This window comes from Bradyrhizobium sp. 157 (assembly GCF_023073815.1).
Lineage (GTDB): Bacteria > Pseudomonadota > Alphaproteobacteria > Rhizobiales > Xanthobacteraceae > Bradyrhizobium.
In genome coordinates, this window is sequence record NZ_JADPKF010000041.1 from 1 (window position 1) to 19,397 (window position 19,397).

Below are 19,397 nucleotides of genomic sequence, written 5' to 3' on the forward strand. Positions count from 1 at the left end.
GCAAGGCAAGTCGCACGAACTCGCGTCGCTGATCCATTACTGACACCTCGTTCCACGGCATGGACGGCTCCCGAATCGGACCAATCCAGCCAATTTTGATGTGTCAGCTATGTCTCCGAACACCTGTCAGTGATCTGTCCGGGCTAAACACTTCGCGGGTGATGACGGCGGGAGGATGCGGCGGCGCTACTTCCCCACTCTCTCCTGCAACCTCGCCATCGCCACGCCCTCGCGCGCCAATTGATCGGCGCGCTCGTTTTCAGCGTGGCCGGCGTGGCCCCTGATCCAGTGCCAACGCACCTGGTGCGGTTTCAGTGCGGCGTCGAGGCGCTGCCAGAGATCGACGTTCTTGACCGGCTTCTTGTCCGCCGTGCGCCAGCCGTTCCGCTTCCAGCCATGGATCCAGCCGCTGATGCCCTGGCGGACATACTGGCTATCGGTGGTGAGATCGACCACGCATGGCTTTTTCAGCGCTTCCAGCGCCGAGATCGCGGCCATCAGCTCCATGCGGTTGTTGGTGGTGTGCGGCTCGCCGCCCTTCAATTCCTTTTCTTTGTCGCCGAACCTCAGGATCGCGCCCCATCCGCCGGGGCCGGGATTGCCCGAGCAGGCGCCATCGGTAAAAACCGTCACGTGAGGCAGTTCACTCAAGCAACAAATCCGGGCTGGGTCAGGCCGTAATCGCGCACGCTGGAAACGCTCTGGTGGAAGCGCAGCTTGCGGACATATTCGAGCGGGTCTTTCGGCTTCACCAGCGCGCCCGGCGGCACGTTGAGGAAATCAACCAGCCGCGTCAGCAGAAAACGTAGCGCCGAACCGCGCGCGAGCAGCGGCAGCGCCTCCTGCTCGGTATCAGACAATTGCCGCTCGCGGCCGTAAGCATTGAGCAGCGCGCGCGCCTTGGTGACGTTAAAGGAATGATCCTGCTCGAAGCACCACGCGTTCAGGCAGATCGCGATGTCGTAGGCCAGGATGTCGTTGCAGGAAAACGGGAAGTCGATCAGGCCCGACAGCTTCTCGCCGAGGAAGAAGACGTTGTCGGGAAACAGATCGGCGTGGATGACGCCGAGCGGCAGATCTTTCGGCCAGCTTGCCTCGAGGTGGTCGAGCTCGCGCGCGATGAAGTCTTGCAAGCCAGGCGCGACGCTGTCGGCGCGCGGTGCCGCGAGATCGAACAACGGCCGCCAGCCCTCCACCGACAACGGGTTCTTGCGGAACATCAGGAAGTCGCGGCCCGCCAGATGCATCTTTGCGAGCGCCTCGCCGACGCCGGTGCAATGCGCGGCGTTGGGCCGCCGCGGCCACATGCCTTCGAGGAAGTTGATGACCGCCGCCGGACGCCCGGCCAGTTCGCTATAGACCTCGCCCTTGCGATTGCGGGCAGGCTGCGGGCAACGCACGCCGCGCTCGGCCAGATGCGCCATCAGCGACAGGAAGTACGGCAAATCGTCTACCGCCACGCGCTTTTCGTAGAGCGTGAGGATGAAGGCGCCTTTGCTGGTATGCAGCAGAAAATTGGAATTCTCGACGCCTTCGGCGATGCCCTTGTAGGAGAGCAACTCGCCGATTTCGTAGCCCTTGAGGAACTCCGCGAGATCTTCGGCGGCCACGTCGGTGTAAACCGCCATCGCGACTACTCGGCGGCAGCTTCGGGCCGCAGCGAACGCGGCAGCGGGAAGAACTCGTTCTCCTCCGCGGCCGACACCGTCTCCACATGCAATTCGAAGCGCTCGGCGAAGGCGCCCATGATTTCCTCGACGATCACTTCCGGCGCGGACGCGCCCGCCGTGATGCCGAGGCTCTTGATGCCCTCGAAGCGCGACCAGTCGAGATCCGAGGCGCGCTGCGCCAACACCGAGACCGGGCAGCCCTCGCGCTCGGCGACTTCGCGCAGGCGCTGCGAGTTCGACGAGTTCGGCGCGCCGACCACGATCAGAGCATCGACCACCGGCGCCACCTTCTTCACCGCGAGCTGGCGGTTGGTGGTGGCGTAGCAGATGTCTTCCTTGTGCGGGCCGTTGATGTTCGGGAAGCGCTCCTTGAGCAGTGCGACGATCTCGGCGGTGTCGTCGATCGACAACGTCGTCTGGGTCACGAAAGCCAGGTTGTTCGGATCCTTCGGCGTGAACGTCTTGGCGTCATCAGCGGTCTCGATCAGCGTCACCGCGCCCGTCGGCAACTGCCCAAGCGTGCCGACCACCTCGGGATGATGCGAATGCCCGATCAGCAGGATTTCACGACCGCGCTTGAAGTGGATCGCGGCCTCGCGGTGCACCTTGGTAACCAGCGGGCAGGTCGCGTCCAGTGAGAAGAAATTGCGCGCGCGGGCGTCCGCCGGAACCGATTTGGGAACCCCGTGGGCCGAAAACACCACCGGGGCGTTGGTATTGTCGGGGATCTCGGCGAGTTCCTCGACGAAAATCGCGCCCTTGGTCTTCAGGCTGTCAACCACGTAGCGGTTATGCACGATCTCATGCCGGACATAGACGGGGGCGCCATAGATGGCGAGCGCCCGCTCCACGGTATCGATGGCCCGCACCACCCCTGCGCAGAAGCCGCGGGGGGAACAAAGCACGATTCTGAGGTCTGGTTTGGCTGGCATGGGGCGCTATCTCGGGACCGAATCACCCCTTGCCGGCGGGCAGGGAACGGCCAATTCGGATAAGGACTTGGGACTGGTTTCGGGCTGTGTCAAGGCACTTTAGCAGACCATTGCGCCAAAGGGGTTGGAAGGCGTATATAGCCCTCAATTCCCGTCATCAACGATGACCACAGGCTTCGCCTCCTAAAAAGAGGTGGGCGAGGCACAAAGGAGATTTGCCATGAGCAATGCACCGCTGATGCCCAAGGCGACGGCCGTGTGGCTGGTCGACAATACGGCGCTGACCTTCGACCAGGTGGCCGATTTCACCAAAATGCACCCCCTTGAGGTCCGCGCCATCGCCGATGGCGACGCCGCCCAGGGGATCAAAGGCATGGACCCGATTTCGACCGGCCAATTGACCCGCGACGAGATCGAAAAGGGCGAAAAGGACCCGAACTACCGCCTCAAGCTCGGCGAGAGCAAGGTGGTGCTGCCGCCGGCCGCCAAGAAGAAGGGCCCGCGCTATACCCCGGTGTCGCGCCGTCACGAGCGGCCGAGCGCGATCCTGTGGCTGGTCCGCAATCATCCCGAGCTGAAGGACGCGCAAATCATGCGCCTGGTCGGCACCACCAAGACCACCATTGCCAGCGTCCGCGACCGCACCCACTGGAATGCCTCGACGCTGACCCCGATGGACCCGGTGACGCTCGGCCTGTGCTCGCAGATCGAGCTCGATTTCGAGGTGCAACGCGCGGCGAAGGAAAAGCCGGTGCCCGCGGCCTACGGCGGTGCCACCCTGCTGCCGGCCTCCGAGACCACGAAGAAGGAACCGGAGTTCGAGCCAAGCGAGAAGTCGCAGGACGACCTCAACGTCGATGCCGTGTTCGCCAAGCTCAAGAATATCGGCGGCAAGAAGCAGGACCAGGAAGAGTAAGCGCTTCCGATATTTTTCGGTTACGAGATTTCAAACGCGGCGGGTCACCTGCCGCGTTTTTCTTGCGGTGAACACTGCGAGCCGGCTGGCTGCGCTTCAACCGTACTTCAGCTTCATCAAGAGAATTCCCCCCGCCAGGACGATCGTAATCGCATTCGCAACGATCAGCGGCGCATCTCCGGAAAGCAGGCCGTACAACAGCCAAAGCAGGATGCCGAGCACCATGACGAGAAACATGCCCAGCGAAATGTCGTCCGTGGAGCGGGTTCTCCAGACCTTCACGAACTGGGGGGCATAAGCGAGGGTCGTGCACGTTGCAGCGGCAAACCCCAGCAGCTTGATTGCAAATTGTTCCATGCCGGTCTTATAGCATCGATTTGAAGATGGTTTGCCAAGCGCAACCGGGTGAGCCCAACCCCTCACGCCTTCTTCAAGAACTCCGTGCGCAGCACCAGGCCCTTGACTTTGTCGGTGCGGCCTTCGATTTCGTCCTCATTGTCGGTGAGATGAATGTTCCTGATCACGGTGCCGCGCTTGAGCACGGTGGAGGATCCCTTCAGCTTCAAATCCTTGATCAGCGTGACGCTGTCGCCATCGGCGAGCAGTGCGCCGTTGGAATCCCTGACCTTGATGTCCATGTGATGCCTTCTTGTGAGAAACCGGAGCACCTCTTCCCTTTTCCCCTTATGGGAGAAGGTGCGCGGACGAAGTCCGCAACGGATGAGGGTCTGTCTCCGCGGAAACAACCCCTCACCCGTCTCGAATGAGCTATGCTCATCCGATCCACCCTCTCCCACAAGGGGAGAGGGAAACAAGCGCTCCTCTTCTCAGCCCAATTCGATCTCGTCGTTCACTTCATGCGTGAGCGCGATGCCGCCGACGGTCAGAACCATCTTCGCCGGCAGCTTCTCATGGCCCTTGAGCTTGCCGGTTTCGACCGCATCGCGCACGGCTTTTTCGATCTCGCGTTGCGAGGTGACGCCGACTTGCTTGAGAAATTTGCGCAGGCTTGCGTTGAAGGTGTCTTCGTTCATGGTGGCCTCCCGTTACGGCCTCGTCGGATTGTTCAGCATTTGCTCGGCGAGATTGCGCTGGGCGCGGTCGGTACGTGCATTGGCGTTGGCGCGCTGGACGTCGCGGTTCTTGCGGCAGATGACGTAGTCGTTCGAGCCCGGCGCGACATTGTTGGAGCGACAGAACGCGTCATCGTCGGCGCTGGTGTCGACCATGGTCGGCTGGCCGCGTTCGAGGCAACCGGCGACCAGTGGTGCGATGAGCACGAGGGCGATGAAATGCTTGGCGACTCCGGACTGCATGCGGGGCTCCCGTTCTTCCGATCTCGTCTTGCCGGGCGCCTTTCCCCGACCTGATCGGGGATGACCCGGCAATCCATCGAAAAGATGGCAGCCTGCTTTGACGATGATGGATGCCCGGGTCAAGCCCGGAGCATGACGAGGAACTGTCATTCCGGGGCTATGCGAAGCATCGAACCCGGAATCTCGAGATTCCCGGTGCGCAATTGCGCACCTGAGGGCTGGTGCTTGCGCACCATCCCGGAATGACTGCGATCGTCTACACCCTGCCCTTCAGCGCGTCACCGATTTCGTCGAGCACCTTGGGGTCCTCGATGGTTGCCGGCATGGTCCAGCTTTCGCCGTCGGCGATCTTCTTGATGGTGCCGCGCAGGATTTTTCCCGACCGCGTCTTCGGCAGGCGGCCGACCGTGATCGCAAGCTTGAAGGCTGCGACAGGACCGAGCTTGTCGCGCACCAGCGCCACGATCTCCTGTTCGATCTCGGCCGGAGCTCGCGTCACGCCGGCCTTCAGCACCAGGAAGCCGCAAGGTACCTCGCCCTTGATCGCGTCCTTGATGCCGAGCACGGCGCATTCGGCGACGTCGGGATGGGAGGCCAAAATTTCTTCCATGCCGCCGGTGGAAAGCCGATGGCCGGCGACATTGATGATGTCGTCGGTGCGGCCCATCACCCAGACATAGCCGTCCTCATCCTTGTAGCCGGCGTCTGACGTCTTGTAGTAGCCGGGGAATTCGGTGAGGTAGGCCTCCCTGAAGCGTTCATCCTGCTGCCACAGCGTCGGCAGGCAGCCGGGCGGCATCGGCAGCTTGATCACGATCGAGCCCATGGTGCCTGCGGGCACCGGCCTGGATGCTTCGTCGACCACGTCGACCTGATAGCCCGGCATCGGCACCGTCGGCGAGCCGTGTTTGACCGGCAACATGCCAAGGCCCACCGGATTGCCGGCGATGCACCAGCCGGTCTCGGTCTGCCACCAGTGATCGATCACCGGCACCTTCAATTGCGCCTCCGCCCATTCTACCGTCGGCGGATCGGCGCGCTCGCCGGCCAAAAACAGCGTGCGGAATTTCGACAGGTCATATTTACGGATGAACGCGCCGTCGGGGTCTTCCTTGCGGATGGCGCGGAAGGCGGTCGGCGCGGTGAACAGCGCGACAGCCTTGTGCTCGGAAATGACACGCCAGAACGCGCCGGCGTCCGGCGTGCCGATCGGCTTGCCCTCATACATGATCGAGGTCGCGCCATGAATCAGCGGCCCATAGACGATGTAGCTGTGGCCGACCACCCAGCCGATATCGGAGCCGCACCACCAGACCTCGCCGGGCTTGACGCCGTAGAGGTTGAACATCGACCATTTCAGCGAGACCAGATGCCCGCCATTGTCGCGCACGACGCCTTTCGGGATTCCCGTGGTGCCCGAGGTGTAGAGAATATAGAGCGGATCGGTTGCGAGTACCGGCGTGCAGGGCGCTGCCTTGCCGGCGTCGAGCGCCGCGCGGCGCAGCGTCGCCCAGTCATGATCGCGGCTCGCCGCGAGTTCGCAAACGTGCTGCGGCCGCTGCAGGATGATGCAGCCTTGCGGCTTCGCGCTGGAAAGCTTGATCGCCTCGTCGAGCAGCGGCTTATACTGCACGATGCGACCGGGCTCGATCCCGCAGCTTGCCGAGAAGATCAGTTTCGGCTTGGCGTCATCGATCCGCGTCGCGAGTTCTTTCGCCGCGAAGCCGCCAAACACCACGCTGTGCACTGCGCCAATCCGCGCGCAGGCCAGCATCGCAAACACCGCTTCGGGCACCAGCGGCATATAGAGGATGACGCGATCGCCCTTGCCGACGCCGAAATCGGCCATCACGGCGGCGAGCGTCTGCACCTCCTTGAGCATCTCGGCATAGGTGAATTTCGAGACGGAATTGGTGAGCGGCGAATCGTGGATCAGCGCCACCTGATCGGCGCGTCCGCCCGCAACATGGCGGTCGAGCGCGTTGTAGCAAGTGTTGACCACGGCGCCGGCAAACCAGCGGCCGTAAGCGCCCATCGTGGGATCGAAGATCTTTTTGGCCGGCTCGATCCAGTCGATCTCGCGCGCCGCCTCGGCCCAAAATACTTCCGGGTTCGCCAGCGAGCGGGCATGGACCTCGTGATAGCGGCTGTTGTCTTGGGTGTTCATGGCGCACTCCCCGTCTTCACACATGTCGTCATGCCCGGCCTTGTGCCGGGCATCCACGTCTTTGCTTCAAGTCAAGGAAAGCAAGACGTGGATGGCCGGGACGAGCCCGGCCATGACGGCTGAGCGATATTATTCCGGGGCATTGTCACGGGAAGCGGCAGGAGATCAAGCCGGGAATGGCTTGACCGTTCGACTAAAACTCTACTGCCGGGCAATGGTATTGAGCTTCTCCAGCCGTTCCTCCACGGCTGGCGGAGGTCGTAGCCGCGACGGCCGCACGAGGCATTGCGCTTTTCGATGTTGCGCTGTTGCCGGGTCAGCGCCAGCGCGGCGCGATGGCTGTCGGTTTCCGCGTTGGCGATCACCCGCAGGAATACGTCGTTGATATTGCGGTCGAGCTGGGCAAGGCTCGCGTCGGCACAGATCGCTTTTTCGACCTGACGTTTAGTACCCGTCGATCCCGTTAATCTGCTGCAGGCGGTCGCGCATGGCCTTCTTCAGATCATAGTCGGGCCCGCCGTATTCCGCGTTGCGGCGGGCGATGTATTCCTCCTGCTCTCGCCGCAGCCTGCGCGCCTGCTGTCGGGTCATCTTCCCGGCGGCCGCCCTGACGTACGACCCTTGAACTTCGCGGTCGAGATCGGCGAGTTCGGGATTGGCGCAGATCGCCTTCTCCACGTTGCGGCGCGCGGTGGCGCAGTTGAAGCTCGGCTTGCCGGCGACCGCCTTCAGCGCGCCCTGCCGCTCCGCCTCCTGCGCCAGCGCCCGGTGGTTGGCTCTTGCGACGACGTGGTCGGGGTTCAGCTTGATCGCCGCGGCAAAATCGGCCACCGCCTTGGGCAGATCACCCTTCTTGCGCCAGAGTTCGCCGCGCGCGTTGTAAACATCGGCGTGCGAAGAATCGAGCCGCAACACGCCATCATAATCGGCGATGGCGCGGTCGATCATGTCCGTACGCTCATAGGCGGTCGCACGTGCAATCAGCGCCTTGATGCGGTCGGCCTTTTCGGCCTTTGCGTTGTCGATCAGCGCACTGCAGAGATGCACCGTCCTGTCGTGATCGTGCGCGAGGCCAGCGGCAAGACAGGTCGCAGGATCGATACGAAAATCCTTGACCGGCTCGGCCCCGGTCGCCGACGCATCATGCGCAAACGCCATCCACAGCACAGAGGCCGCGACCAGATTGCGGATATCGGGATTGCCTCGCATCAATTGATCCGGAAACGCGCTATCGATTGCTGCGCGATCTTAGCAAGCGACCTGCGTTTTCGACAAGCTGCCTGCAAATTTCCTGTTAGCACGAGAACAGATTTTGGCCGAAACGTGACCTGCGGGAAAACGTAATCCTCTTCACACACGGAAGAATACAATCCGTGAGAAAATCTACTGTGAACCTTTTGCAGTTCTCGCGGACTCAACAACCATGACCACATTGACCGACTTCAATCCGCCGCGCGCCATCGCGCAATCCCAAACCGGCTACTTTTTCTTCTACATGGCGCTGGCCTGCATGGCCGTTGCCTTTCTCGGCTTCGCGCCGACCTACTGGCTGCCAATGGCGCAGCGATCGTTCTCGGCCTCGCCCGTCGTGCACTTTCACGGCCTGCTGTTTTTCGCCTGGTCGCTCTATTTCGCATTCCAGAGCTGGCTTGCTGCATCCGGCAAAGTTGCCCGGCACCGCGCTATCGGCATGATCGGCGTCTCACTGGCGACCGCAATGACGATTTTTGGCTTTATGGTCGCGGTCCACGCGATGAAGCGCTCCGCTGCGGCGGGATTGACCGATGAAGGAATCGCCTTCGCGATCGTTCCCCTCAGCGGAATTCTGTTCTTTGCCGTGGTGTTCACGCTGGCGATTGTCGCCATCCGGCGGCCGGAAACCCATAAGCGGCTGATGCTGCTGGCCGGCATTTCGCTGCTAGACGCCGCGGTCGCCCGCTGGTTTCTCACCTTCCTCGCGCCTCCCGGCCCGCTCGGCCCGCCGCCGGTACCCGTGACCATCCCGCCGGCTTTCGTCGCCTATCTCCTGCTGGTCGCCGCCATCGTGTTCGACTGGCGCACGCGCGGCCGGCCGCATACGGTCTATGTCTACGGCGGCATTGCGCTGATCGCGGTAAAACTCCTGAATTGGCCGATCAGCGTCACGCCGCTCTGGCACTCCTTCGCGGGCGGCATCCTGGCGATGGCGCAGTAGCGCAAGGGCCGTCATTCCGGGGCGCGAGTGAAGCGAGCGACCCGGAAGCCAGAGATTGTTGCGCGAGATTCCCCGATCTGCAATTGCACATCTGAGGTTCGCGCTTCGGGCGCCCCGGAATGACAGCCCTAACTCGACTTCACGGTGATCCCGCCATCGACCACGAGTTCGATCCCGGTGACGTAACGGGACTCGTCGGAGGCGAGAAACAGCGCCGCATTGGCGACGTCCCAGGCGTCGCCCATGTGCCCCATTGGCACCTGCGCGTCGCGCGCACGCCACATCGCTTCGACGTCGCCGGCCGAATAGCTTGCAGCAAGGCCGGCCGAATGCTCGACCATCGGCGTCTTCATCAGGCCCGGCAGGATGCAGTTCACGCGAACATGGTCTTTCGCGAATTGCACGGCGGTGGTGCGCGTCATCTGGTTCATCGCCGCCTTCGAGGCGCCATAGGTGACGTAGGAGATGCCGAGGTGGCGAATGGACGCGATCGATGAGATGTTGATGATCGAGCCGCCGCCCTGCTTCCGCATCACGGGAATAACGTGCTTCATGGCAAAATAGGCGCTCTTGAGATTGACCGCGAAAACGTGGTCCCAACTCGCCTCGTTCACTTCGACGACGCTGCCCATTTCGGCGATGCCGACATTGTTGTCGAGCACGTCGATGCGGCCATAGGCCTTCAGGCACGCCGCCACCATCGCCTCGACCTCGGCCTCGCGCGAAACGTCGGCGGTGAAGGCGGCAGCCTTGCCGCCCTCGCCCGTGATGATGCTGACGGTTTCTTTCGCGGCAGCCGCATTGCGATCGACGCAGAACACGCTAGCGCCCTCGCGCGCGAAAGTAACGGCGGTCGCCTTGCCATTGCCCCAGCCGGGACCGATCGATCCCGCGCCCACCACCATCGCCACCTTGCCCTTGAGCCGTTCCATCGACTTCTTCTCCCGTTGGGGTTTCGTTGCGTTGCAGCGCGCACGAACGCGGCGCATCCGAATTTTGGGGCCGGAAATTGGACGGACGGCGGCCCTGGGTCAACCTCTCCGAAAAGCTAAAGCAGCGACTTGGACATAGGCCGAAAAGCCCCTTGCCACCGCCACCCAAACCGGACTGAATGCGGCCCGCGAACGAGGCCCGCCGCAGTCGGGCCGGAAAGTTAACCGGTCCCCGGGGGAAGTATGGCCGTAGACAAGACAACGCCGCCCAATGACGAGGTCGTCGCCGTTTCGGATGAAGCCTTGCACAAGGCGGAAGCCTACATCGAGGCGGAAGAAGGCGCGGCCAACCGCCTGATGGGATGGGCGGGAAGAATCTCGACCACCATTGCGGTGGTCATGAGCCTGTTTCACCTCTACGCGGCCTACGCGATCGTTCCGACCCAGGAACTTCGCTACACCCACGTCGCCTTCACCTTGATCTTGAGCTTCCTACTGTTTCCGCTGGCAACGCGGTTTCGCAACCGTGTGCGCTGGTGGGACATCGTTCCCGGGATCGTAGCGGTCGCAACTGTCGTCTACGCGCTGTGGGGTGGCGAGGATTTTACCGATCGCGCCACCACGCCCGACCGCTGGGACGTGATCGTCGGCATCGTTTTCATCGTGATGCTGCTGGAGGCGACGCGGCGCACCACCGGCGCAATCATGCCGGTGGTGTCGATCCTGTTCATCGCCTATGCGATGCTCGGCCCGTATTTGCCGGCGCCATGGACCCATCGCGGCTACGACCTGGCCCGCCTGGTCGGCCATCTCTTCATTACGCTGGAAGGCATTTTCGGTGTCGCGGTCGACGTGTCGGCGACCCTGATCATCCTGTTCACCATCTATGGCGCATTCCTGCAGCATTCCGGCGCCGGCAAGTTCTTCATCGATTTCTCTCTGGCCCTGATGGGCGGCAAGCCGAACAGCGCCGGCCGCACCGTGGTGTTGTCGTCATTCCTGCTCGGCGGCCCCTCCGGGTCGGGCGTCGCCACCACCGTGATGATCGGCACCGTGGCCTATCCGATGATGGCCAAGGCGGGTTTCGAGAGGAACGCTGCGGGCGGATTGCTGGCTGCCGGCGGGCTTGGCGCGATCCTGTCGCCGCCTGTGCTCGGCGCGGCCGCGTTCCTGATCGCCGAGTTTCTCAAGATCAGCTATCTCGACGTAATCTGGATGGCGACCATACCGACCTGCCTTTATTACATGTCGCTCTTGTTCATGGTCGAGCTGGACGCCAAGAAATTCCACGCCAAGAACGTGACCTTCACGCCCGAGATGTCGCTCGGCCAGATGACCATGCGGTACGGCTTCCACTTCATCTCACTGCTCGCCGTCGTCTTTTTTATGGTCATCGGCTACTCGCCGTCGCTATCGGTGTTCTACGCCATTGTCGTGACGTTCGCGCTGAGCTTCCTGCGCCGGGAGACTGCGCTGGTGCCGAGCAAACTGGTGAAGGCACTGGCTGACGGCTCGATCGGTGCACTCAATGCCGCGACCACCTGCGCCTGCGCCGGCATCGTCGTCGGCATCGTGACCCTGACCGGTCTCGGCCTCAAATTCTCGTCGATCGTCATCGCCTATGCCGGCGGCAGCCTCTTGTTGACCGCGATCTACACCGCGCTGATCGTCTGGATCATCGGCCTCGCCGTGCCGGTGACGGCGTCCTACATCATCTGCGCGGTCATTGCCGCGCCCGCACTAGTCAAGCTCGGCGTGCCCGACTACGCCGCGCATATGTTCATCTTCTACTATGCCGTGCTGTCGGAGGTCTCGCCGCCAACGGCGCTGTCTCCGTTCGCCGCGGCCGCCATCACCGGCGGCGATCCCTACAAGACCACGCTGCAATCCTGGAAATATACGCTGCCGGCGTTCCTGGTGCCGTTCGTCTTCGTGCTTGATCCGCAGGGCGGCGGCCTGCTGATGTCGATCCCCAAGGGTGGATCGTGGGTCGATATTCTCGAAATCACGATCAAGACAAGCCTGGGGCTGCTGGCGCTGGCTGCGTTTGCCCAGAACTGGGCGCTGCGACAAAATACAGCGGTCGAGCGTGGCTTGCTTCTGCTATCCGGATTGCTGCTGGTGTTCCCAAGCCTGATTGAGGCAATGGTCGAATGGATCACCGGGCGCGATATCAGCTACACCTATGTGCCGGGCCTGATCATCGGTTTCGGCGTATTGCTGTGGCAGGCCAGAACGCGGTCGCCAGAGCGGCCTGCGCTCACAACATAGAGAAGAAGCAATTGAGGAGACAAAAATGAAAAAGACCACAGCGATACTGGCGATGGCCCTGGGGCTGGCCTTTGCCGGCGCAGCCCATGCGCAGCAGAAAACCATGTCGATCGGCACCGGCGGCACCGGCGGCGTCTATTATCCGCTCGGCGGCGCGGTCGCCAACGTGCTCTCGAAGAACCTTCCCAACGTCCAGGCTACTGCGGAAGTCACCGGCGGCTCGGTCGACAATCTCAAGCTGATCGGCGCCGGCAAGAGCGAGCTTGCCTTCACCATGGCCGATGCCGCGCTCGATGCGCTGAAGGGCGAGGACAAGTTTAAGAGCGGCAAGGTGCCGTTGCAGGCGCTGCTCGTGGTCTATCCGAACCGCATGCATGTGGTGACGGTAGAAGGCACCGGTATCCAGACCATGGCAGACCTCAAGGGCAAGCGAGTTTCGACGGGTTCGCCCGGCAGCGCCACCGAAGTGATGGCATTCCGTGTCATCGAGGCGGCCGGCCTCGATAAGGACAAGGACATGAAGCGCGAGCGGCTCGGGGTTGCCGAATCCGTCAATGCGGTGAAGGACCGCAAGATCGACGCCTTCTTCTGGGTCGGCGGTATTCCGACCGCTGCAATCACCGATCTCGCGGCGACGCCGGGCCTGAAGATGAAGCTGATCGACCATGGCGATCTGGCCGAGAAGATGAATGCGAAGTACGGCAAGCTCTACTCGTCGAGCAAGATCAAGGCGGGCTCGTATCCCGGCTATGACAAGGACAACTCCATCACCGAAGTCTGGAATCTGATCGTCACCGGCGACAAGATGAGCAACGAGGACGCCTACACCATCGTCAAGACGCTGGTGGAGAAGAAGGCCGACATCGTCGCCGTGCACAAGGAAGCCGAGAGTTTTTCGCTCGACAACCAGGTGCAGGAGCGCTCGCCGATCCCATTCCATCCCGGCGCGTTGAAGTACTTCAAGGAAAAGGGCGTCGGCGGCTAGGCGGCGTGCTTGAGCTAATTCGGCTTGCGTCATCAGTGACCGCGGTCTGCCGAGGACCGCGGTCATTCTTTTTGCCATCGATAGGGTTGTGAGTGTCGCGGCATTGCTGCTCCTGCGAAGGAGCGCTCAGGCGACATTTGCTAAGCCACGAACATCGCGGCGCCAGCGAGCGACCACAGGCGTTAACACGCGAGGCTGATCAAATGTTGTCCAAGCCGGGCGTCAGCGCGTTGAAGCCGATGAAATGACCCCATCGAGTTGCCCGGGCGCTGGTTGGCTGCGTCCCGACCAGCAGTTTCCCTAAAATTTTATTCTTGTCGGCGGCTTTAACCCTACCGAAGCAATCATGTGACCTCACGCAAAAATTCCATGATTGCGACCGCAACGCCGATGTACCACTGGCGTCGGGGTATTTGGTGGGAGCGCGGCATGGAGCAGATCAACTTTAGCGAGCATTCTCGGGCAGCGCACTTTGGCCATCGGAAGCTGACGCCCAGAGCGTGCGTCATCGACAGCAAAAAGCACCTGCGACTGTTTCTTTCCGACGCTCTCGAGGATCTCGGGTTCGTGACTTGCGAATGCGGCCAGGCCGGCGATTTGGCAGGCGTACTGCAGGCGGAGCAGCCCGACTTGATCGTGCTCAGCGTGTGCGCCGACGGGATCAATGTCGGCGAAATTCTCGAGGCGATCGTCCGGAAAAATTTCGCCGGCAAGGTTCTCGTGATCGGTCAACCCGACGCGATCATGGTTAAGGCCGTCAGGCAAATTGGCGAAGAATACGGCATTGCCATGCTGCCCTCCCTGCCGACGCCGTTCGGCGCGGCGAGCCTGCGCGCCAGCCTCGCGACGCTATTGCCTGCCGAACCGGCGCCAAGTCCCGCCGTAGACGTCGCCGAGGCGTTGAAGGCTGGCTGGCTCGAATTGTGGTACCAGCAGAAGATCAACACCCGCACGCTGGTCCCCAGCGGAGCGGAGGCGCTGGTCCGGATGCGGCATCCTGCCTGGGGCGTGGTCCCGCCGGCCTATTTCATTCCCGACGACAAGGATCCGCATTTTCGCAAGCTTTCCGAATTCGTGATCGGCCGCGCGATCGAGGATTGGCGCTATCTGCTGGAGAGCCAGGGTCCGGTCGACCTCTCGATCAACCTGCCGGTATCGTTCTTCGACGACGCAGCGGCTGTGCGCGATCTGTGCCGCGCCATGCCCGCCCACCCGGCATTCGGCGGACTTTTGATCGAAATCAACAGCAGCGAGGTGGTCGACCATTTGGATCTCGCAGTGGACACCGCAAGACGGCTGCGCCTGCACAATATCGCGATCGCAATCGACAATGTCGGCGCGGAATGGCCGTCGCTGCTGGAGCTTCGGAGTTTCCCTTTCGTCGAGCTGAAGGTCGACCAACAATACGTCAGGGGCTGCGCGGACGACCGGCTGAAGCAGACGGTATGCCGACGCATCGTCGAACTGGCCCGAGACAACGGAGCTCGCGCCGTCGCCCAGGGCATCGAGACCCGCGCCGAGTATCTTGCCGCGCACGACATGGGATTCGACCTGGTCCAGGGCCATCTGTTCGGCAAGCCGGTCGGGGTGCGCAAATTCGCGCGGTCGCGCCCTCAGCTTGCAGCCGGCTCCGAGAAGGCTCTCTGAGCGAGGCTCACTCGAACTTCATGTCGATGCATTTCACGATGTCGGAGCCGAGACCGGACGAGATGATGATGCAGCCGCGCACCTTCCGGTTATTGTTGTCGCTGGCCCACACCGCATAGCCGCCGGGACCGAAGAACGAGTTGGTATTCGGCCCTTCGGTTTCGGTGGCGTCGAACGAATAGTTTGAATCGGCATCGAAGATACGCGGCTTCTTGGTGCAGCCGCCGTCGGCCTGCACGTTGATGACTTCCTTGTTGTCCCGCGTCAGCGCCATCGAGACCTGGCAACGGAAATACTCTGACGTCTTGGTGTTGAACACGTACGCATAGGATTTGCAGGTCGAGGTGTTGAGCTTGCCCGCGGCCAATCCCCGGCTGCAGGCGATCCGCTGGTTGTTGGACAGCTTGAAATTGTCAGCCTCTGACGCTTGAGCCGGCGTCATGAACGATAGCGCAACACCAAGACCGAATTTCATGACGCGATTCATCCTGACCATCCCTATGACGTTTTTCGCAATGCATGCTTGTAGCCGGAAACGCGAACATAGTCGCGAAGTCAGACGCGGGAAATCACAAAGTCTCAAGAGCGGTGTGATGCGTCGAAGGAGCAGATTGACGGCACGGCGCCGTTCGTGATTTGTTCAAAGGCATGGGGTAGAAGCCGCTTGAGGCCGCTGGGAGGATGATGATGACGAGCGTTTCGACAAAATCAGTTTTGATGGCGGCGGTACTGACAGGGCTGGCGACATCGGCATTCGCGCAAGGCGCGGCACCGACTCCTTGGGAATTGAAGTCGGACATGGCTTATGCCTACGGCAGGGACGGCAAGACGCTCGCCTACCAGCTGGGCACTAACAATGCGGGTCTGCTGCTTAAGGGCGCCAAGAAGGTGCCGAAGGGCACGTTGTTCTTCATCGGCCAGAATGGGCAGCTCTACATGCGCTCAGGTCCCTATCTGGAAGGCGACGGCAAGTTCATGTTCGGGTCGGAGTGAGCTTTCTTCCTTCTCCCCTTGTGGGAGAAGGTGGCTTCGCGGAACGCGAAGACGGGTGAGGGGTCTGTCTCCGCGGATAGAAACCCCTCATCCGGCGCGGATTTTATCCGCGCCACCTTCTCCCACAAGGGGAGAAGGGAAGAGGCAACCTAGAACGCCGCCGCCAGCTCCTTCGCGCCGGGCTTGCTCGAGTTGAAGTCCATCCGCTCGTCGGTGATCGCCAACAGTTTCGCCACCGTGTTATGGCGGATTGCGACCGGGTTACGCTCGTAGCCGCCGCGCTGGAAAAAATTCGAGGTCGGCACCTGCTCACGCATCGCCTGCGGCATGGTGACCATGTCGAGGCCGGTGCCGTCGCCGGTCAGGTTCATCATTTCGAGTTCGGCCGCCGTCAGCGGCCGATTATAGCCCTTGGCGCGCGCGAAGTGCACCGAGGTGAGGAGCTTGTGGGTCTGCAGCATCGGCCCGACGTCGACATCGAGCACCATAGCGTGCACAGCCCAGCCCTGCGGGGTATTGGCGAGCTTCTCATGCTCGGACCAGGTATCCGGCACGGTGCGCGTAAACGCCACCATCCTTTTCAAGACAGCAAGCTTGTGGTCCATCGCCTTGCGCGGCGCGCCCGACAGCGTCGCGGCCCTTGCCGTCAATTCCCTGATGATTTCGTGGCCCTGTTCGGCCAACAGCTCGACGCTGTTAGTGGTGAGCAACTGATTGTAGCCGATCGCGGTCGAGATCGCGCGCGAGCCCGGTTTCGAGGGGTTCAGCCCCGACTGCATGTCGTAATTGCCGTTACCGCCGGTCTCAAACGAGTAGACCCGCACCGCCTGCTCGCGCGTTAGTCCGGCGGCCAACGCGTAGCGGGCATAGGCGCGCTTGAACTCGACCTCGGTTGCCGGCCGTTGCGGCGTGAATTGGAAATGCTCGGCGGCCGCTTTAAGAAAATCGGCAACCACCGGCAGCGGCTTGCGCTCGCGCGGCGGCTTCTCCTCCTCCGGCTCCGGACTGACCGGGCGCTTCGGACCGGTGTAGACCGGCGGCTGCGTCAGCACGTAATCGTTGAGCGTGATGGCCTGGCGTTCCCGGCGCTTGGCGTTGCGGCCCTTTCGCTTCTCGGAGATTGAGGCCCAATAGGCGCCCGCCTCCTCTTCGAACGCGGCGCGGGCTTCCTGATACTCTTTCAGCTTGCGACGGTATTCGGCCATCGCCTGCGGCGAAGCCGCTTGCGCCATGGCATCGCCGGTTGAGGCAGGGAGCAGTTCCGTCGCCACGGCAGGCGGCGCACTCGCGAGCAGCGCGAGCGCGGCTAATCCGGAACCCATACGAATCAATGGCAGGCGCATCGCATCGTTGTAGCAAGCGCGCCCGAGATGTCAGCCCCGAAAGGAGCGACATTAGGTGGTGTCTTTCTTCCCTTCTCCCCTTGTGGGAGAAGGTGCCTTCGCGAAGAAGGCGGATGAGGGTTCTATCCGCGGAGAGAACCCCTCACCCGTCTCGAATGAGCTCCGCTCATTCGATTCCCCCTCTCCCACAAAGGGAGAGGGAAGAGTCCCGCCTCGCGCCGTGTGCCCTACTCCTGCTCGACGCCGCTGGCTTTCACTAGCTGCGACCACTTCTTCTCATCCTTGTCGATGAAGGCGGCATAGTCTTCCGGCGTGCCAGGCGTGATTTCGGTGCCATCATTGCCCAACTGCTTCTTCACCTCGTCGGAGGCGAGCGCGTCGCGCAACGCCTTGTTGAGCTTGTCGACGATCGGCCGCGGCGTGCCGGCGGGCGCGACGAGGCCGTAGTAGAGCGAGGCGTCGAAGCCGGCTAGCCCCGCTTCCATCAGCGTCGGCACGTCGGGCAACAGGCTCGATCGCGTGATGCTGGTCACCGCGAGCGCCCGCAATTTGCCGGCGGCGACATTGGTGTGCGAGGCCGGGATCGGCGCGAACGCCATCGGGATGTGGCCGCCCAACAGATCCGTCAGCGCCGGACCGGTGCCCTTGTAGGGAATATGCACCAGCTTGATGCCGGCGGCGCGGGCGAAATACTCGCCCGTAATGTGGCTGGCGGTACCGGCGCCGGCCGAGCCGAAATTGACCTTGTTGGCATTGGCCTTCGCATAGGCGATCAGTTCGGCCACGCTTTTCGCGGGGAACGACGGATGCACCACCAGCGAATTCGGTGCGTTGCCGATCATGCCGATCGGCGCAAAGTCCTTGCGCGGATCGTAGCCGGGATTTTTGTAGAGCGAGGGGCCGATCGCCAGCGTGCCGGTGTAACCCAAGAGCAGCGTGTAGCCATCGGGATCGCTTTTCGCGACCGCCTTGGTGCCGACCGTACCGCCCGCGCCGGGACGGTTGTCGACCACCATCTTCTCGCCGAGCTGTTCGCTCATTTTGTCAGCAATGGCGCGGCCAACGATCGAGGTGCTGCCGCCCGGCGCGAACGGAATGACCAGGGTGATGGCGCGGGCAGGATAGGTCTGCGCGTGCGAAACGTCTGCTGCTGTGCTCAAGCCGAGCATGGCGGCTGCAACGCAAAGCCACTTTCTCCCGATGGACATGGCGGGCGAGCTCCCGGATCTGTTGTTCTTCTTGACTCAGCTATCGTCGCCGAAACCGCCGAGGTCCGCAACCCGCGCCGCGTGAGCACACTCTCTCACATGGTGAGATGAGCAGCCGCTTCGGCGGCGGCGCCGACTCTATTTCCAGGCGAACACCGGCTGCTCCAGTTCGGCCACACGAGTCTCGCGGCCGGCCAGCACTTCAGCAAACTGATAGATCAGCGCCGCCGTCGGCGCGTGGATGTGCTGGCCGGCATGGCGGAAGCGGATCACGCGCCGCGTGCTTTCGGGGATGGTGGTGAAGCTGAAGGCGCCTTCGCGCTCGATATCGCCGAGCGCGACACGATGCACCGAGGCGACCTCCGCCGCATTGGGGATGATATCGGCGCTTGTACCGACCCAGACCACTACCGGCGTGATCAGATAGCCTGAGCGCGTCGGGTAATCGTCGAGCAGGCCCAGCACATCGCCCTCGCCGAGGCGGACGCCGAGCTCTTCGTGAAACTCGCGCAACGCCGCCTGTGCCGGCGTCTCGCCGTGGTCGCAGCGCCCGCCGGGCAACGCCCATTGAGCGGCGTGGGCGCGCAGGCTTGTGGCGCGGCGGGTTAACAGAAATGTGGTGCCGGGGCCGCTCTCGGCTTCGGTCAGCGCAATGGCGACCGCGGCGCGCTTCAGCTCAGGCTCCGCGCCCTCCGAGGCAGCTCGCGTAAATGCCGCGCAAAGCGCTGCAATATTCCGCCGTGTGGTATCGTCAAATGGCCTGACCATCCCGCTTGACTACAACACCAGCGCATCAGATGAAATGACCTCGGACAGCACGATA

General features: G+C 62.4%; 20 protein-coding genes. 6 read left to right on the plus strand and 14 right to left on the minus strand.

Going from position 1 to position 19,397, the window contains the following annotated elements; translation table 11 throughout:
- Positions 1–186: 186 nt before the first annotated feature.
- From rnhA to ispH, 3 genes are read right to left on the minus strand one after another with little or no spacing between them, the layout of a single operon-like run.
- A complete protein-coding gene (gene rnhA, locus IVA95_RS09710) occupies positions 187–651 on the minus strand; it encodes a ribonuclease HI (RefSeq protein ID WP_028348107.1) in 465 nt (154 codons plus the stop codon).
- Complete coding sequence (locus tag IVA95_RS09715; RefSeq protein ID WP_247510283.1) at positions 648–1,628, minus strand: homoserine kinase; 981 nt, start codon at positions 1,626–1,628, stop codon at positions 648–650. The genes rnhA and IVA95_RS09715 overlap by 4 nt, the downstream gene beginning before the upstream one ends.
- Positions 1,629–1,633: 5 nt before the next feature.
- Positions 1,634–2,602, minus strand: coding sequence for a 4-hydroxy-3-methylbut-2-enyl diphosphate reductase (ispH, locus tag IVA95_RS09720; protein ID WP_065726692.1), 969 nt, complete (start codon positions 2,600–2,602; stop codon positions 1,634–1,636).
- A 220-nt stretch (positions 2,603–2,822) separates the two neighbouring features.
- Here ispH and IVA95_RS09725 point away from each other — a divergent pair, with 220 nt between their 5' ends.
- Entirely contained in the window at positions 2,823–3,518 is a 696-nt protein-coding gene (locus IVA95_RS09725; protein WP_213246498.1) for a cell cycle transcriptional regulator TrcR, read from the plus strand.
- 96 nt (positions 3,519–3,614) lie between these two features.
- On the opposite strand, the gene IVA95_RS09730 is transcribed toward IVA95_RS09725, so the two are convergent.
- The 6 genes from IVA95_RS09730 to IVA95_RS09755 all read right to left on the minus strand — a co-directional run bounded on the left by IVA95_RS09730 (position 3,615) and on the right by IVA95_RS09755 (position 8,210).
- Positions 3,615–3,875, minus strand: coding sequence for a SemiSWEET transporter (locus IVA95_RS09730; protein ID WP_171579566.1), 261 nt, complete (start codon positions 3,873–3,875; stop codon positions 3,615–3,617).
- Positions 3,876–3,937: 62 nt separating this feature from the next.
- Entirely contained in the window at positions 3,938–4,156 is a 219-nt protein-coding gene (locus IVA95_RS09735; protein WP_247510284.1) for an alkylphosphonate utilization protein, read from the minus strand.
- A 189-nt stretch (positions 4,157–4,345) separates the two neighbouring features.
- Positions 4,346–4,552: a DUF6494 family protein gene (locus IVA95_RS09740; RefSeq protein ID WP_213246494.1), complete on the minus strand. Its 207-nt coding sequence runs from the start codon at positions 4,550–4,552 to the stop codon at positions 4,346–4,348.
- 12 nt (positions 4,553–4,564) lie between these two features.
- On the minus strand, positions 4,565–4,747 hold the full coding sequence (locus tag IVA95_RS09745; RefSeq protein ID WP_235782735.1) for a hypothetical protein: 183 nt from the start codon (positions 4,745–4,747) through the stop codon (positions 4,565–4,567).
- Positions 4,748–5,090: 343 nt separating this feature from the next.
- Complete coding sequence (locus IVA95_RS09750) at positions 5,091–7,001, minus strand: propionyl-CoA synthetase (RefSeq protein WP_247510285.1); 1,911 nt, start codon at positions 6,999–7,001, stop codon at positions 5,091–5,093.
- A gap of 444 nt (positions 7,002–7,445) precedes the next feature.
- A complete protein-coding gene (locus IVA95_RS09755; protein ID WP_247510286.1) occupies positions 7,446–8,210 on the minus strand; it encodes a tetratricopeptide repeat protein in 765 nt (254 codons plus the stop codon).
- A gap of 214 nt (positions 8,211–8,424) precedes the next feature.
- On the opposite strand from IVA95_RS09755, the gene IVA95_RS09760 reads away from it, so the two are divergent.
- Positions 8,425–9,195 carry a hypothetical protein gene (locus IVA95_RS09760; RefSeq protein WP_247510287.1) on the plus strand — a complete coding sequence of 257 codons (771 nt, stop codon included), beginning with the start codon at positions 8,425–8,427 and terminating at the stop codon, positions 9,193–9,195.
- Between the two features lie 128 nt (positions 9,196–9,323).
- Here the strand turns inward: IVA95_RS09760 and IVA95_RS09765 are convergent, their stop codons facing one another.
- Complete coding sequence (locus IVA95_RS09765) at positions 9,324–10,127, minus strand: glucose 1-dehydrogenase (protein WP_247510288.1); 804 nt, start codon at positions 10,125–10,127, stop codon at positions 9,324–9,326.
- A 243-nt stretch (positions 10,128–10,370) separates the two neighbouring features.
- Between IVA95_RS09765 and IVA95_RS09770 the strand changes: the two genes are divergently transcribed.
- From IVA95_RS09770 to IVA95_RS09780, 3 genes are all read left to right on the plus strand, one after another.
- Entirely contained in the window at positions 10,371–12,398 is a 2,028-nt protein-coding gene (locus tag IVA95_RS09770) for a TRAP transporter fused permease subunit (RefSeq protein WP_247510289.1), read from the plus strand.
- A gap of 25 nt (positions 12,399–12,423) precedes the next feature.
- A complete protein-coding gene (locus IVA95_RS09775; RefSeq protein WP_213246488.1) occupies positions 12,424–13,383 on the plus strand; it encodes a TAXI family TRAP transporter solute-binding subunit in 960 nt (319 codons plus the stop codon).
- A gap of 429 nt (positions 13,384–13,812) precedes the next feature.
- The gene (locus tag IVA95_RS09780; protein ID WP_247510290.1) at positions 13,813–15,030 is read left to right on the plus strand and encodes an EAL domain-containing protein; all 1,218 of its coding nucleotides are present in this window, start codon (positions 13,813–13,815) and stop codon (positions 15,028–15,030) included.
- A gap of 7 nt (positions 15,031–15,037) precedes the next feature.
- Here the strand turns inward: IVA95_RS09780 and IVA95_RS09785 are convergent, their stop codons facing one another.
- On the minus strand, positions 15,038–15,517 hold the full coding sequence (locus IVA95_RS09785; protein ID WP_247510291.1) for a hypothetical protein: 480 nt from the start codon (positions 15,515–15,517) through the stop codon (positions 15,038–15,040).
- A gap of 200 nt (positions 15,518–15,717) precedes the next feature.
- Here IVA95_RS09785 and IVA95_RS09790 point away from each other — a divergent pair, with 200 nt between their 5' ends.
- Positions 15,718–16,023, plus strand: a complete 306-nt coding sequence (locus IVA95_RS09790) for a hypothetical protein (protein ID WP_247510292.1) — start codon at positions 15,718–15,720, stop codon at positions 16,021–16,023.
- A 149-nt stretch (positions 16,024–16,172) separates the two neighbouring features.
- On the opposite strand, the gene IVA95_RS09795 is transcribed toward IVA95_RS09790, so the two are convergent.
- From IVA95_RS09795 to IVA95_RS09805, 3 genes are all read right to left on the minus strand, one after another.
- Positions 16,173–17,366, minus strand: a complete 1,194-nt coding sequence (locus tag IVA95_RS09795; protein ID WP_247510293.1) for a hypothetical protein — start codon at positions 17,364–17,366, stop codon at positions 16,173–16,175.
- 227 nt (positions 17,367–17,593) lie between these two features.
- Positions 17,594–18,574 carry a tripartite tricarboxylate transporter substrate binding protein gene (locus IVA95_RS09800; protein ID WP_247510294.1) on the minus strand — a complete coding sequence of 327 codons (981 nt, stop codon included), beginning with the start codon at positions 18,572–18,574 and terminating at the stop codon, positions 17,594–17,596.
- 138 nt (positions 18,575–18,712) lie between these two features.
- Positions 18,713–19,342 carry a CoA pyrophosphatase gene (locus IVA95_RS09805; RefSeq protein WP_247510295.1) on the minus strand — a complete coding sequence of 210 codons (630 nt, stop codon included), beginning with the start codon at positions 19,340–19,342 and terminating at the stop codon, positions 18,713–18,715.
- Positions 19,343–19,397 lie beyond the last annotated feature (55 nt).